Source organism: Litoribacterium kuwaitense (assembly GCF_011058155.1).
Lineage (GTDB): Bacteria > Bacillota > Bacilli > Bacillales > DSM-28697 > Litoribacterium > Litoribacterium kuwaitense.
The window spans coordinates 41,761-56,498 of the sequence record NZ_JAALFC010000002.1 but is presented as its reverse complement, the minus strand read 5'-3'; the positions used below and the strand labels follow the sequence as shown (position 1 = coordinate 56,498).

At 41.2% G+C, this 14,738-nt stretch carries 11 protein-coding genes and 1 pseudogene; all 12 read right to left on the bottom strand.

Annotated elements, in window-relative coordinates; all coding sequences use genetic code 11:
- Positions 1–9: 9 nt before the first annotated feature.
- Positions 10–975: an ABC transporter permease gene (locus tag G4V62_RS02245; protein WP_165199140.1), complete on the bottom strand. Its 966-nt coding sequence runs from the start codon at positions 973–975 to the stop codon at positions 10–12.
- 33 nt (positions 976–1,008) lie between these two features.
- Positions 1,009–1,839: an MBL fold metallo-hydrolase gene (locus tag G4V62_RS02240; protein WP_165199139.1), complete on the bottom strand. Its 831-nt coding sequence runs from the start codon at positions 1,837–1,839 to the stop codon at positions 1,009–1,011.
- Between the two features lie 27 nt (positions 1,840–1,866).
- Complete coding sequence (locus G4V62_RS02235; RefSeq protein WP_165199138.1) at positions 1,867–2,460, bottom strand: histidine phosphatase family protein; 594 nt, start codon at positions 2,458–2,460, stop codon at positions 1,867–1,869.
- A 285-nt stretch (positions 2,461–2,745) separates the two neighbouring features.
- Entirely contained in the window at positions 2,746–4,995 is a 2,250-nt protein-coding gene (locus tag G4V62_RS02230) for an FAD-dependent oxidoreductase (RefSeq protein ID WP_165199137.1), read from the bottom strand.
- Between the two features lie 859 nt (positions 4,996–5,854).
- Positions 5,855–7,048: an acetyl-CoA C-acetyltransferase gene (locus G4V62_RS02225; RefSeq protein WP_165199136.1), complete on the bottom strand. Its 1,194-nt coding sequence runs from the start codon at positions 7,046–7,048 to the stop codon at positions 5,855–5,857.
- Between the two features lie 59 nt (positions 7,049–7,107).
- Positions 7,108–7,779: a 3-oxoacid CoA-transferase subunit B gene (locus G4V62_RS02220; RefSeq protein WP_165199135.1), complete on the bottom strand. Its 672-nt coding sequence runs from the start codon at positions 7,777–7,779 to the stop codon at positions 7,108–7,110.
- Positions 7,776–8,495: a CoA transferase subunit A gene (locus tag G4V62_RS02215; protein WP_246218207.1), complete on the bottom strand. Its 720-nt coding sequence runs from the start codon at positions 8,493–8,495 to the stop codon at positions 7,776–7,778. Before G4V62_RS02215 ends, G4V62_RS02220 begins: the two co-directional genes overlap by 4 nt.
- Before the next feature lie 146 nt (positions 8,496–8,641).
- Complete coding sequence (locus G4V62_RS02210) at positions 8,642–10,084, bottom strand: sugar porter family MFS transporter (protein WP_165199133.1); 1,443 nt, start codon at positions 10,082–10,084, stop codon at positions 8,642–8,644.
- Positions 10,085–10,162: 78 nt separating this feature from the next.
- Positions 10,163–10,975: a 5-deoxy-glucuronate isomerase gene (iolB, locus tag G4V62_RS02205; protein ID WP_165199132.1), complete on the bottom strand. Its 813-nt coding sequence runs from the start codon at positions 10,973–10,975 to the stop codon at positions 10,163–10,165.
- Between the two features lie 120 nt (positions 10,976–11,095).
- Positions 11,096–11,995 (bottom strand): myo-inosose-2 dehydratase, encoded by a 900-nt coding sequence (gene iolE / locus G4V62_RS02200; protein ID WP_165199131.1) that lies wholly within the window; start codon positions 11,993–11,995, stop codon positions 11,096–11,098.
- Positions 11,996–12,011: 16 nt separating this feature from the next.
- Positions 12,012–13,873 (bottom strand): annotated as a pseudogene (gene iolD / locus G4V62_RS02195) (3D-(3,5/4)-trihydroxycyclohexane-1,2-dione acylhydrolase (decyclizing)).
- Positions 13,874–13,897: 24 nt separating this feature from the next.
- A complete protein-coding gene (locus tag G4V62_RS02190; protein WP_165199130.1) occupies positions 13,898–14,731 on the bottom strand; it encodes a class II fructose-bisphosphate aldolase in 834 nt (277 codons plus the stop codon).
- Between the last annotated feature and the right edge of the window lie 7 nt (positions 14,732–14,738).

The following is a 14,738-nucleotide window of genomic DNA, read 5'->3' as shown; positions in this document are numbered from 1 at the left end:
TTCACCACCTTAAAACAAGCTTTGTTGTTTAAATTTCTTTGCCATTTGATTCATCATGATCAGCAGAATAAAGTTGATTACATTCTCAAACAGGCCTATCGCAGCAGCGTAACTGAATTGCGAATTCAACAAACCTGATTTATACACATACGTTTGAATCACTTCAGAAGACGCAATGTTCAATTCGTTTTGCATTAGGAGGACCTTTTGGTAGCCAAGTGTAACGAAATTTCCAATCTCCAAAATCAACATAATCATAATGACTGGAAGAATTCCCGGGATGTCGATATGAAACACTCTTTGAAGTTTCGTAGCCCCGTCAACGATGGCCGCTTCATGTAACTGTGGGTCGACAGAAGTCAACGCAGCCAAGTAAATGATGGCACTCCATCCTGTTGTCTGCCATATTTGTGACCCGACAAACACCGGCTTAAACCACGCTTCGCTCCCCATAAAATAAATCGGTTCGCCACCGAACAACTGAATGATATTATTCACAAACCCGTTGGACGGAGAGAGGAAAATAAAAAGCATGCCCACCAACACGACGACCGAAATAAAGTGCGGTGCGTAGGTGACCGTTTGCACAACTTTTTTAAAGCGTGTTCTCGTCACTTGATTCAGCATTAAAGCAAATATAATCGGAATCGGAAACGCAAAAATCAATTGGTAAAAGTTGATGAGCAAAGAGTTCCCTAAGAGATTCCAAAATTGATAAGACTCAAAAAAACGAATGAAATGTTCAAAGCCAACCCACGGACTGCCTAAAATCCCATGAACCGCCATAAAGTCTTTAAACGCAATTTGTAAGCCATACATCGGATAATATTTAAAGATTAGAAAATAGACGAGTGTTGGCAAAAGAAACAGGTACAACTCCCAATTTCTAGCAACTTTCCGCAAAGTCGCTAGCGGGCGCGTTTGTTTTTTTGGGTTCAATCCTGTTTTCTCTTTTGATGATGTCACTGTACTCATCGTGTCCCTCCTTTTAAAAAAAGATTTAGCTGATCAGACGGTTAATATGAATCCATCGTAGGCACACTCGACGCCCAATTTCGATAAGACTTGACTAAGCTCTTCATGGGACGGGCAATGTTGATGGGTAAAGTGGGTTGCACAAAGCTGTGTCTCATCCGTAACAACATTCATTTCTCTCATTTTCTCAATCATATATTGGACACCATCGATGCTTAAATGCCGCTCCTGCCCCGCCTTAAAGGAAGTGTTTGTGCCAACCGTGCATTCTATAATGAGTTGATCTAACGTTACATTTTCCAAATGCGCCCAGACCTCGTCCTTATAAACCGCTGTATCTGAAGCAATTAAAACGGTCGACTGACCATCATCAATAATAAAATTGACGGCATCGCCAACTGTAGGATAATGGGTCGCTTTCAGTGCTTTCACTTGATAAGGTGAAAGATCGACTTCATCGTAGGGTAAGATAGGCACTCTCTGTATGCCCATGGCGGAATCTTTGACACCACTTGTATTCAGCAATGTCATCACTGACGGTGGAGCGACAAAGTTCATCTGTGGAATGTCACTCCGACTTTGAAACCCTTGTTTCCGCACGACGAGATTCGCTATATCAAAGTGGTCGCGATGGCTATGGGTGACTAACGTATGTTTTACATTCAGCAAATGAACATCATGCAGCGAACAGGCAACGAGTAAATCGGGGCCAATATCAACAAGCAAATCATCATTAATTAAATAGCAACACCGCTTGCGCATATCACGGCCTCTGTGCTTACGGGCAAACTCACATCGCGGACAATCACAATAAGGTGATGGGATTTGATCGGCCGCTGCTGTCCCTAAAAAGGTGATTTTCATTTTCAGCCCCCCTACTTCGATATAAAGCTACTTCGTAATCGCTTCTTCCTCTAAATGACTCGTACAGTTGTACAAGTTGTACGTCCACGCGCTGGCGTTTTTTTGTATAACGGTCACGGACGTATTATCTAAGAGGTCATTTTCTTCTGTGTCATTTGGACATAGTTCATATAAGGTTTGAATGAGAAGGCGTCCGTGCGTAACGACAAGGATCGATTTACCTTGGAACCGGCTTTCAATATCTTCCACAAACTCTCGTCCCCTGACTTGTAACGCTGCGTAGCTCTCCTGCCATAATCCTAAACGACGCCAATCTTTCCCCCAGCGCTCAATTCGCTCTTCTTCAATCGTCCCTTCTATGTCTCCACGGTCTCTTTCTCGCAACCTTTGATCATATAAAATCGGTAAGTTGATATATGAAGCAATGATTTCCGCTGTTTGCTTCGCCCTTAATAAGTCGCTTGATACCAATACATCCCAATGTTCGTTGGCTAAGCGCTTGGCCACAGCATCAGCTTGCTGAAACCCTGTCCTATTTAAAGGGTTACTGGAATGGCCCTGTGCTCTTTTTTTTACATTCCAATCGGTGTTTCCATGTCTAACAAAAGTGATTCTCGTCATTGGCTTACCCCTTTTCAATCATGAATGTCGCAAAAGCGTTAAGAGTGCGATAGATACTACTCATCCTGAACGTTCCAAAACGAGTGGTAATACGAATCCATCCGTACGATGGATTTAAACGTCTCATGGTAATGTGTTTGAAAGTGCCCTTGTGAATCAATGCCTTTAAACGTCTTAAATAAATATGGAACGTTCCAAAAATAAAACAGATTGAATACACTGACTATCATAAAACCCCTATATTGATATTGTGTTGAGAAAATATTAAGAGATTATTAATCTTTCTTAGATCACACGAATTGTGCCCACTTCTGCAAAGCGTGAACCATTCGTTTCTTCTACGACAAGGCGAAGCTTTTCTAGCGTCATTGAGCGATCAATGGAATGCACTTTTTTTCGTTTTCGATTGTTTTTTTCTTGGGCAATGACTTTCCATTGTCCCTCTACATAGACTTCAACCCGATAATTTTTTACCAACTCTGGAAAAATATCAAAAGGCGTGCGAATATAGTGTAAGTTATTTAGATCTTCATTGACGTCATCGTTAAAAACAAGCTGTACTTCTGATGCATTCACTGGGCTTTCCCAGGTCAGTTTAATCCACTCCTCAGCACCTTTGATTGGCGCAGAATGCCACATATGAGGCCCACCATATGGACGAAGATAACCATCTGTGACCTTTGCTGGTGTATATGCATTCGTTTCGTCTTTTAATCTCACACAGAATGGATGTCTCCCAATAGGCTTTTTACTCCACTGTACAACAGGCTGCTCATTGTTGATTGCTTCTAGTAATCTTGAAATGTTGGCGCTTTTCTCTTTAATAAGCCCTAATATTCCTGTCTTATATTCACTTGATTGATACAAGGAAACAGCTTCATTTTCTCTGACAATAATAAAAGCGTTTTGTGCTTCTGCCGGATACCATGGCAGTGAAAAGGTGACCCACTGCTGATTTCCTTTTTTCACCGCTACTTCATCGCTGCATTGTTGCTGATAGGGGATGTAATTCTCTTTTCTTCCAGTATCCCAGAGCTCGACTTGCACGGTTGTATCTTGATTTGCATCTAACAACACTTCTACCTCACTGATTTTAGGATCAACCGGAAGTAAAATCGCTACGTCCGTGTCTAAAGGATACGCATTTTTAGGTTGACTGACCTCCACATTTCTTGAAACGCTTGAGGCACTTATTCTCGCTTGTGGCGCAATATCGTTTGAATCCTCGTAAGGCAATCCGATGATTGAAGCATCTTTCCATAAAAGTGTTTCTTGCAACTCTTTGATGTGGTTTTTACATAGCTCCCGCGGAGTCACCCCTTTGTCTATGCATAAGGCAGCCCCTGCGCCGACGGCTTCGCCCATGACTGAACAAGTCGCCATGACGCGCGTTGCTCCGAAAGCCACATGCGTTGCACTGATGTTTCGACCCGCAAAAAATAAATTATCGACGTTGACAGAATACAGGCTTCTAAACGGGATGTGGAAGTTCCCATCTGCGCAATACAACTTGGACACATACTCAGAGGCATACATTCCTTCCGGCGGATGCAAATCAATCGACCAGCCCCCAAAAGCAATGCGGTCTTCAAACGGGACTTGGTTCACAATATCGTTTTGCGTTAAAATGTGATCGCCTATGAACCTGCGATATTCTCTTTTTCCTGGTACACTGCCGACCCATTCTAAGGTCATATTTTCCGCATCGAAGTTTCCTGAGTTTTTAATGTAATCCCATATCCCATAAATGACAGACCTCAATTCATCACGTATTTTTTCATTGTCATACAATGTATTTATATGGTCTTCTCCGCCCCATTCGATCCACCAATAATAACACCCGTTGTCTCCTGCTTTAAACACACGTTTCATTGGAATGGCTGTTTTCGTGATATCTTGGGCAAAGCTTGGGGGCACAAACTTTACTGGGTGACCAGCATCTTTTGTGTAAAAGAACATTGTACTTCCCAATGTAATATTGTCAGGTTTTTCAGGGGCCCATTCTTCTTGAAACTCCTCTTTTGACTCACGGCCAATTCGATACTTTGCGCCAGCAAGAAACCCGACGAGGCCATCTCCGGTACAATCTAAAAAAATGGGGCTTTCAAAACGGATTTTTCGTTCAGATCCCATCATAAACCCTGTCGCTGACTTAATAATCCGCTCATTCTCTTCTCCTTGTGCTTCTACTTCATAGACATTCGTATTAAGAAAAAGTTGGATGTTCGGCTCCTTTAAAACGGTTTCTAGAACGACCAAGTCCCAATAATATGGATTTCCATCCGGATTTAAGTATTGATTTTCAACGAGCATTTCACCAACAATTCCAGTTTCTCTTGCATATCGATTTACCCCTAAACCTGTTGCGCCAAGGACCCAAACTCTAATCTCACTACTAGAATTACCACCCAATACTGGTCGGTTTTGCACCAACGAAACCTTTTTCCCCATTCGAGCGGCAGAAACTGCTGCACTGACACCAGCAAGTCCGCCACCTACAACAGTCAGATCTGCCTTTACTGTTTCATACCTCATTCATCTCACTCCTACATCAATAATTTGTCCAATGATTCTTTTTTTTTGAATATACTTCACGTGGCAACCTTCACTGACACTGTCATGAATAGACTTCACAAGGAGTGACTCTGATTCGCTAACTCACCAGCCTCCTCCTTTTTCAAAAATGCTCGTTTTTGTTCGTTTGTGATTATTTTAATTCATATTATATTCCATATGTTCATATGTCAATTTATTTTCAGAAAAAACAAATATTATTTTTCGCAATATTGATGCCGATGATATTAGCAAGCTAAACAGCTGTTTTGGGGTGAGATGCTTATGAAAGTGTCCCTTTTGGAAATAAAAATCGATAAGGTGTTAAGGGAAAAAATAAAACATATTTTGCCCATCAGTTTTCGAGGTGGAAACAACTTTGGAACAAAGTTAGCTGAAGAAATGGATGAGGAAGTTTATCGATGAAACGTTTTGCACGCAAGGTGTTCCGCTGTAATAGATGTCACAATTTAATATAAAAAAGGCCTATCGCGTGTGAGCAGAGATAGACCTTCGATACGCTAAGACAAACAATGAATGAAAGGCTATCACCAAAAACATCCTCTCAATATAGCATTGTTTGACGGCTCAAATTTACTTGTGACCAACGCATGTAAAACCTTTTCTACAGCAAGGTTTAATAAAGTGTGTCACTCAACAAGCTCGACTTTCTTTCCAGCATTACTGATTATGTCATCTGTAATGGATCCTTTACATAAAAGGGTGTCATTTTGTTGCAATTAAAGACCCCTAAGTGCTCAATTATATTGATGTGTAAATAACATCACTACTTTAAATGAGTAGGGAAAGTAAATACTGGTAACTTGTCCCTTGTCTCTTTTTACCCGTTCTCTCGTTCAATGATCGTCGCTACCCCTTGACCTCCACCAATACATAATGTCGCCAGCCCTTTCCTGGCTTTTTGTCTTTTCATTTCATGGATTAAGGTGACGAGTATTCGAGCACCGCTTGCCCCAATAGGATGGCCGAGTGCAATTGCGCCACCATTCGGATTGACTTTTACTTTTACTTGATCCAGATTGAGCTCTTTATAAACCGCTAATGCTTGCGCAGCAAATGCTTCATTAACTTCAAGAATATCTAATTCACCTAAGGATGTATCGGTTCTTGCTAATATTTTTCTTGTCGCATAAACAGGGGCAATTCCCATTTTTGCAGGACTTATTCCAACGCTCATGTTTTGCTGGATCACCCCTAAGATACGAATTCCTCTTTTTCTCGCTTTGCTTGCATCCATTAAAACAACCGCGGCTGCACCATCATTAATACCTGAAGAATTTCCTGCTGTGACTGTGCCTTTATTTATAAATGCTGGCTTTAACTTAGCTAATGTATCAATAGATACTCCTTTTCTCGGGTGTTCATCTTGGTCAATCCATACCGACTTTCCTTTTTTTTGCGGAACCAATATAGGTATAATTTCATCTGTGAAACGCCCTTCTACTTGAGCTTGATTGGCTTTATAATGACTTTCAGCAGCAAATTCATCTTGCTCGCCTCTAGAGATATTGTAATGTTTGCTCAAGTGCTCAGCCGTAATCCCCATGTGGCAATCATCAATCGAACACCACAAACCGTCCTTTATCAGACTATCTTCTACAATGCCATTCCCCATCCTGTACCCGTACCGGGCTTTTTCAAGGAGATAGGGTGCTTGAGACATACTTTCCATTCCTCCAGCAACGACAGCCTCAGCTTGTCCAAGCTTGATCGCTTGATACCCTAAATGAACGGCTTTTAATCCAGAGCCACACACTTTGTTTAAGGTCATAGCGGGTACTGAATAGGGGATACCTGCTTTGGCGGAAGCTTGTCGAGCCGGATTTTGCCCGTTTCCAGCTTGAAGTACATTGCCCATAATGACTTCATCAATATCTGATGGATCAATGTTTGCTTTTTCGACAGCTTTTTGAATCACTTGTGCACCTAAGTCTGTTGCTGTTATGTCCTTAAAGGCTCCACCAAGTGTGCCGATAGGTGTCCTAACGGCACTAACGATTGCGACTTCTTTCATTGTTCATTCCCCTCATCACGAATCTATATTTTCACGATTTATTGGTAAGGATACATTGTTTAAAACGCATTCATCTTTACATCCGGATGTACAAGTATGTCCGGCTCGGTAGATTCTTGAACATCTTTGACTGAATAACCACTTGCCACCTCGATGAGTTGGAGACCATTTTCCGTTTTGTCAATAACCGCTCGGTCTGTAATGATTCGATTGACAACTTGAGTACCAGTTAATGGCAAACTACACATTTTTAAAATCTTAGGCTCTGCAAATTTATTTACATGTTCCATAACCACAACGACTTTCTTGCTTCCATTGACTAGATCCATTGCTCCGCCCATACCTTTTACCATTTTTCCTGGAATCATCCAATTCGCCAAATCCCCTTGCTCAGATACTTCCATTCCACCAAGAATGGCAAGATCAATGTGACCTCCGCGAATCATCGCAAATGATTCTGCACTGTCAAAAAAGACGCCTCCTTTGGCTACTAATATCGTTTCTTTACCTGCGTTAATTAAATCTGGGTCAACCTCGTGTTCAGTAGGATAACGACCGATCCCTAGTAAACCGTTTTCAGAATGAAGCATCACTTGTTTAGTTTCATCTAAGTGGTTTGCAATTAACGTAGGCATCCCAATTCCTAAATTGACATAATCGCCGCTTTGAATTTCCTTTTCCGCTCTTCTAGCAATTCGCTCTCTCACAACCTTTTGATCTTGTACTTTCATGACGATCCTCCCTTCGCTATGGTGAGCTTCTCTACTCTCTTATCTTGCGTTCCACGAATCAGCCCACTTACATAGATGCTAGGCGTATGAATAGACTCTGGATGTAAATGACCGACTTCCACAAGCGCTTCTACTTCTGCTATCGTTGTTTTGCCTGCCGCAGCCATGAGCGGATTAAAGTTCCGTGCCGTTTTGTTATAGATAAGATTGCCTAAAGTGTCACCTTTGACAGCGCGAATAAGACTCACGTCAGCAACTAACGCTTCTTCCAACAAATAAGTTTTTCCCGCGAATACCCGCGTTTCTTTTCCTTCCGCAATTTGTGTTCCTACACCGGCAGGCGTGTAAAAAGCGGGGATGCCAGCACCTCCAGCTCTGATTCTTTCAGCTAGTGTCCCTTGAGGAATGATCTCAACTTCTAAATCACCTTGTAGAAGCTGTCTTTCAAACTCTTTATTCTCACCGACATAAGATGCAATCATCTTTTTAATTTGCTTATTTCTTAACAGCAAACCAAGTCCCCAATCATCGACACCGCAGTTATTAGAAATAACGGTCAAATTTTTAACACTGCTTTCTGAGAGTGCTTTGATCAGGTTCTCAGGAATTCCGCATAAGCCGAAGCCACCAACCATAATCGTGTCACCATCAGAGATGTTATTTATAGCGCTTTCAAAAGTAGGATAGATCGTTTTTAAAATAGTAATCACTCCCAAACGTTCGAATCTATAAAAACAAGTACTGTCACTGAATAAAAGACAAACTTTTACTTTGTCGATCATATACAGAAGATTTATGCAACATTTTTAAAAATGAAACTAATTTTGACTAAAAGCATTTATTTTAAAAATTATGAACTTGTTTAGCTTGTCTGACTCATTTCCTCTTCAATTTGCTCAAGCGTCTTATTTCTTGTTTCTGGTAAATATTTAAAGACGAACAAAATAGCAAAGACACCTAAAATGACAAAGAAGAAAAATGTATTTGATAATCCATAGGCGTCTACCGACACTGGAAATAACAGCCCTACAAAAAAGTTAGCTATCCATAAACAAAAAATAGAAATGCCCATCCCAAAGCCTCGAATTTTTTGCGGGAATATTTCTGATATAATAAGCCATGTGACCGGGCCTACAGCGCCTTGCATAAATGCTAAGAAAAGGATCGTTAAGCTTAATATCATAAACGGAAGCGCCACTGTACCTTGGAACACATTAGAAAAGATTCCGATCAATAAGAGCGAAGACGAAGTCCCAATAAGACCTGTGATGAGCATAGGTCTTCTGTTGACTTTTCCAAGTAACCATATTCCTGTGAGCATAGCTACGACCGAGATGACACCATTACCGATATTCCCAATTAAAGCGGCATTGGTTTCAAAGCCCGAATCTTGTAAAATTTGCGTACCGTAATACATAATAGAGTTAACACCTGTAATTTGATTGACAACCGCTACCCCAATTCCGATCAAAAGCATTCTTCTAAACCAAGGTTTCGCTAAGTATTTCAGATTTTCATTTTTTGTTTTTCTACTCTGATGATTCTCGCTAATATTTTGTTTCAGTAAATTTAATTCTGATGCGGCTCTTTCCTTATCGCGGATGCGATTTAAAACTTGGATTGAATCGTTAAAGCGCAATTTGGCAGCAAGCCAGCGCGGACTTTCAGGAACAATGAGCATGCCTAGACCTAAAAATACTGCTGGTACTGCTGCCACTCCCAACATAATTCTCCAGACATGACCTGAATCTCCCATAGTCGTTCCTAGAATGGCATTAACAATAAAAGCGAGTAACTGTCCTGAAACAATCATCACTTCATTCCAAGTGACGATCTGTCCTCTGCGCTCTGTTGGCGCCATCTCAGCTAAAAACATTGGAACAGTAACCGATGCTCCCCCTACAGCTAATCCTAAGAAGAAACGAGCTATAATCATGGTAGCTGTATCTGGGGCGAATGCGCATGCCAATGTAGCTATAAAAAATAGCCCGGCCAGCCACATAATGGTTTTTCTTCTTCCTATATAATCTGCTATTCGCCCTCCCAAAACTGATCCGAAGGCTGCGCCTAATAATAGTGAACTGGCTACGAGTCCTTCCGTCAGTGGTGTAAGATTTAGCTGCCCTTCTTGCCCCATAAATGGTAAGGCTCCGTTAATGACCCCCGTATCATAACCAAACAGAAGTCCTCCAAGCGTAGAAATGACAATGATGACCACTAAAAACTTGTTTGGATTTGTTTGTTTTTTTGCTGAGGAAATATTGGTTTTCACAGTAGATGGTTCTTTCGCTTTAATCTCTTTCATATATAAATGATCATCCTTCATCATTTATCTCCCCCTTTTTAAAATCCACCCGAGCAAAACAAACGTAACACCCTTTGTTTAATACACTTTTTTATGTTCTAAAAACCACTCATGGTCTGGGTCATTCGTAAATCTCCACGTCCGAACTGGACCAGCCATCACATTCAAAAAATATACATCGTATCCTGGGGGTGACGCTACTGGATGATACCCTTTTGGAACAAGCACTGCATCATCATGACGTATACACATATTCTCATCAATTGTGCGATCTTTTGTATACACTCTCTGATAGCCAAAGCCCTGTTCAGGGTTTATTTTGTGGTAGTAGGTCTCTTCTAAATATGATTCTGTCGGTAGATTATTTTCGTCGTGCTTATGAGGAGGAAACCCCGACCAATTTCCTCCTGGCGTAAGTACTTCCACAACCAGCAAGTGATCTGCAGGCTTGTCTTCAGGTAAAATATTGTGTATATGTCTGGTCACAGCGCCCGATCCACGCGTCTCCTTCCCTACATCTGAAGGTTGAATCAGCCTGACATCATGGTTTCCTTGACATGGAGCTGAACAAATAGCCACTTCCAATGGCGTTAAGGCTTCAATACTATACTCTTCGTCGGAGGGAATATACACTGAATACGGAGGTGTCCATTCAAAAACGCTCATCCGCTCGCCAATATTGAGAAAAGCTTCATGTTTAGATCTGACATTAGCTTTGCCACTTAAAATGACAACACACACTTCACGATTAAACGTCTCTTTCGTCGTTGTCATGCCCCTATCTAATTTATATACTTCAAACCCAACATACCCCCAACCAGCATTTTCTGGGGTGATCTCTAACGTTCGTCCATCTTGATCAGGTTTTTGACTTTGAACTTGTAAATTCATAAAACAATCACCTTTCTTGTCATAATGAAATCTAGTTGTTCAACAATGCTATTCATCGTTTACCACATATTGAATTGCTTCACCCCCCATCACCAAAGAAATCCATGCAAGACTTACTATTTAAATACCAAGGTGCGTTTTAATAAATGATCTCGCTTTTATTGCATACGCTAAAGGGTTCGCTCTCTCAGGGTCTTGTTCAGCCTCTACAACGATCCAACCTTTATAATCTAAGTCTTTTAATTTGTTACATACTCGCTTCATATCAACGACATCTCCATCACCTGGGACAGTGAATAGACCTTTTCTCACCGCATCAATAAAGCTTCTATCATTCTGTTTTGTATCGTTAAGAACCTCTGAACGAACATCCTTTATATGGATGTGACTTATTCGCTCCCCATACAGTTGCAAAATATCTAGTGGATCCGTTCCAGCTACAGCTGCATGTCCAGTATCAAACAAAAGGTGGACAAGCTCAGAATCGGTGAGTTCCATTAATTTTTTTATTTCTGAAAAATTTTCAATTCCAGTACCAATATGATAATGAAAGGCAATTTTCATTTCTTTCTCTTTTGCTAACCGACCTAACTCATTTAAACCATTGGCTAAAGCGGTAAATTGCTCTTCTGTTAAATAAGGTCTGCCAGAAAACAGAGGAACATGTTCGTCTCCGTGTACGGTGCTCCCAACTTCGCCAACCCCAATCACTTTTGCGCCCATTTCGTGTAAAAAATCACGATGCTTGATAAAGCCTTCTATTGTTTTTTCTTTTGGCCCTGTCGTAAAGAATGCACTGAACCAACCATTACATAAAGCTAAGTTTCTTAGATTTAGCGCTTTCTTTAAATCTGAAGTCTCTTTTGGAAATTTACTCCCAAGCTCACACCCCGAATATCCTGCAAGGGCAATCTCACTGATACATTGCTCAAATGTCAGATGACCTCCAATGTCTGGAGCATCATCGTTGGACCAATTGATTGGCGCACAGCCAATGTTGACTTTTTCTACTTTGATCATTTTCTCCCCCGTTCTCTTAGAAAAACTTCACTTTTTTTCTATTTTTTTCTACTTCCGCAAAAGACTCCTGAATCGAATGGCTATCTGATACTTCTGGTACGCCTACATTCCAAAAACTTTCGTATCCTTCTGTCATGGTTCCTGGCAGTACAGAGATATGGATTAAAGTCGATACCTTTTCCTCTTTTGCTTTTGAAATGGCTTCTTTCAACTCGTCTAACGTATTTACTTTATAAGCTACAGCACCATAGCTTTCGGCATTTTTAACAAAATCAATCGGAGCATACGCACCTGAGAGCTGCTTGTTTTGATCCTGCCGAAAGCGAAATTCATTTCCGAAGCTATCTACCCCATGAGCACGTTGCAAATTGTGAATACACTGATAGCCGTGATTATCAAAAAGAAGTATATTAATTTTCACTCCTTCTTGTATACTTGTATATAACTCTGTATGACCCATGAGATATGTGCCATCACCTACGAAGGCATACACTTCTTGCTCTGGATTAGCAAGTTTAGCCCCCATCGCTCCTGGAACTTCATAGCCCATACAAGAAAAACCATATTCTAAATGGTATGTATCTTGAGCAGTCGGTTTCCATATCCTCTCAAGGTCGGAAGGGAGACTGCCAGAAGCGGAAACGATAATAGAATTCGGGTCAAGCCAGCGGTTGAGCTCAGTAATCACGCGCGTCTGATGCAAACCTCCATCACTTGATAACCTACTCAATCGATCCATTTCTTTAGCCCATTCTTTTTTGCATCTTTTATTTCATTACCATAACCCGCTTGATAATATTCGCGAGCTAGCGACGCCTCTAACTGTTGTAACGTTGCTTTGACATCAGCGATGACCGAATGAGCATTTAGTTTTTTGGCATCGAGCGTGTTTAAATTGATTGAGAGAACGTCACACTCCGGGTTTTCATAAGCCAATTTAGATGACGTCGTGAAATCATTTAACCGAGTGCCTACCGCGATAATTAAATCGGCGTCTTTCGCAATGCGGTTCGAAGCTCTTGTGCCACAGATCCCAACCCCTCCCAAATTAAGGGGATGATTCCATTCCACCGTTCCTTTCCCTGATTGCGTTTCGCCAAAAGGAATATGAAACGCTTCCGAGAAGCTTCTAAATTGCTCACTAGCATCACTATAGCGAACGCCTCCGCCGCATATCATAAATGGTTTTTTCTTATTTTTGATTAAACGAACAGCCCGCTCCAATTCATTTTGTGATGCTGGTCGCCGTTCAAGAAAATGGACTCTTTTTTCAAAGAAATGCTTCGGATAATCATAGGCTTCTGCCTGTACGTCTTGTGGCAATGCTAAAGTGACCGCGCCTGTTTCTGCTGGATCGGTTAATACCCTCATCGCCTGCAGGCACGCCGAGATGAGCTGTTCAGGTCGGACAATTCGATCCCAATATTTACTAACAGGCTTAAAAGAATCCGTGACAGAGAGGGTGTAATCGCCAGCGTTTTCAACCTGCTGCAATACTGGATCTGGCTGTCTAGAAGCAAAATGGTCCGATGGTAAAAACAGTACAGGTATTCTATTCACAGTTGCTGTCGCCGCCGCTGTTACCATGTTTGCAGAGCCAGGACCGATAGACGCTGTAACAGCAAACGTTTCTCTTCTTCTTTTTTGTTTCGCATACGCCATTGCAGTATGTGCGATTTCTTGCTCGTTTTTTCCCTGATAGAACGGAAAATCTGCTTTATACTGCTCAAGTGCTTGTCCTAGACCAAGAACATTTCCATGCCCAAAAATACCCATAGCCCCTTTAAAAAACTTAAATTCTTGGCCATCGATGTTCAGATACTGTTGATCTAAGAATTTGACTAATGCTTGAGCCATCGTTAATCGAACTGTTGACAAAGTCATTCTCCTCTCTACAACAAATCAACTATTAAAACCTAATAAATGTAATTTATTTAATGCTTCTTCCTTAACCCTGTCCATTGGTTCCGCAAATAACTTTAATCGATCATACTCTTGAGGAGAGGCTGCGACTTGATTCGCCAAACTATGACCAAATGCAACTCTTAGCGCCGTCCCAATATTTAACTTTGAAACTTTTGTTTGGATCAATTTTTTCAAATCATGATTCGTAACTCCTGAAGAACCGTGAATGACTAAGGGCGTTTTTACAATTTGTTCAATGGCTTTTAAACGCTGGAACTGAATCTCAGCCTCTTGCTTTGCCATCCTTTGCACTGTTCCAACCGAAACAGCAAGCCAATCTACGCCAGTCTCCTCGACGAATATCTTTGCCTCTTCAGGGTCTGTAAATTCAGTCTCTTGACCAGGGATGTCTTCATACGAAAGCTTGCCTACTTCACCTTCAACAGGTACATTGAAGGCGTGCGCCATTTTTGTGATTTCTTTCGTATTCTTTATATTTTCATGAAGCGGGAGATGAGACCCGTCATACATAACAGAGGTATAGCCACTATGAATTGCGTCTGCAACCGTTTGAAAATCTTTCGCATGATCTAAATGAATGGATACAGGGACGTGTGCATCTTCAGCTAACGACCTAAGCAGTCGCCCCCAGCATTGAATAGGCATATGATCAATGGCTGCTTGATTTGTTGCCAGTAAAATTGGCGCATTCATGTCTTCAGCAGCTTGAATGACCGCATGCGCGTCTTCATAACCAAAAACATTAAAAGCTGCCAATGCATAATTGTTTTGCGCTGCCTTATTTAATATCTTGTTAAAATCTGCGATCACTTTAAGT

Coding starts and splice junctions, on each gene's coding strand:
- G4V62_RS02245 (WP_165199140.1), bottom strand. CDS start 975: ATGAGTACAGTGACATCATCAAAAGAGAAAACAGGATTGAACCCAAAA.
- G4V62_RS02240 (WP_165199139.1), bottom strand. CDS start 1,839: ATGAAAATCACCTTTTTAGGGACAGCAGCGGCCGATCAAATCCCATCA.
- G4V62_RS02235 (WP_165199138.1), bottom strand. CDS start 2,460: ATGACGAGAATCACTTTTGTTAGACATGGAAACACCGATTGGAATGTA.
- G4V62_RS02230 (WP_165199137.1), bottom strand. CDS start 4,995: ATGAGGTATGAAACAGTAAAGGCAGATCTGACTGTTGTAGGTGGCGGA.
- G4V62_RS02225 (WP_165199136.1), bottom strand. CDS start 7,048: ATGAAAGAAGTCGCAATCGTTAGTGCCGTTAGGACACCTATCGGCACA.
- G4V62_RS02220 (WP_165199135.1), bottom strand. CDS start 7,779: ATGAAAGTACAAGATCAAAAGGTTGTGAGAGAGCGAATTGCTAGAAGA.
- G4V62_RS02210 (WP_165199133.1), bottom strand. CDS start 10,084: ATGAAAGAGATTAAAGCGAAAGAACCATCTACTGTGAAAACCAATATT.
- iolB (WP_165199132.1), bottom strand. CDS start 10,975: ATGAATTTACAAGTTCAAAGTCAAAAACCTGATCAAGATGGACGAACG.
- iolE (WP_165199131.1), bottom strand. CDS start 11,995: ATGATCAAAGTAGAAAAAGTCAACATTGGCTGTGCGCCAATCAATTGG.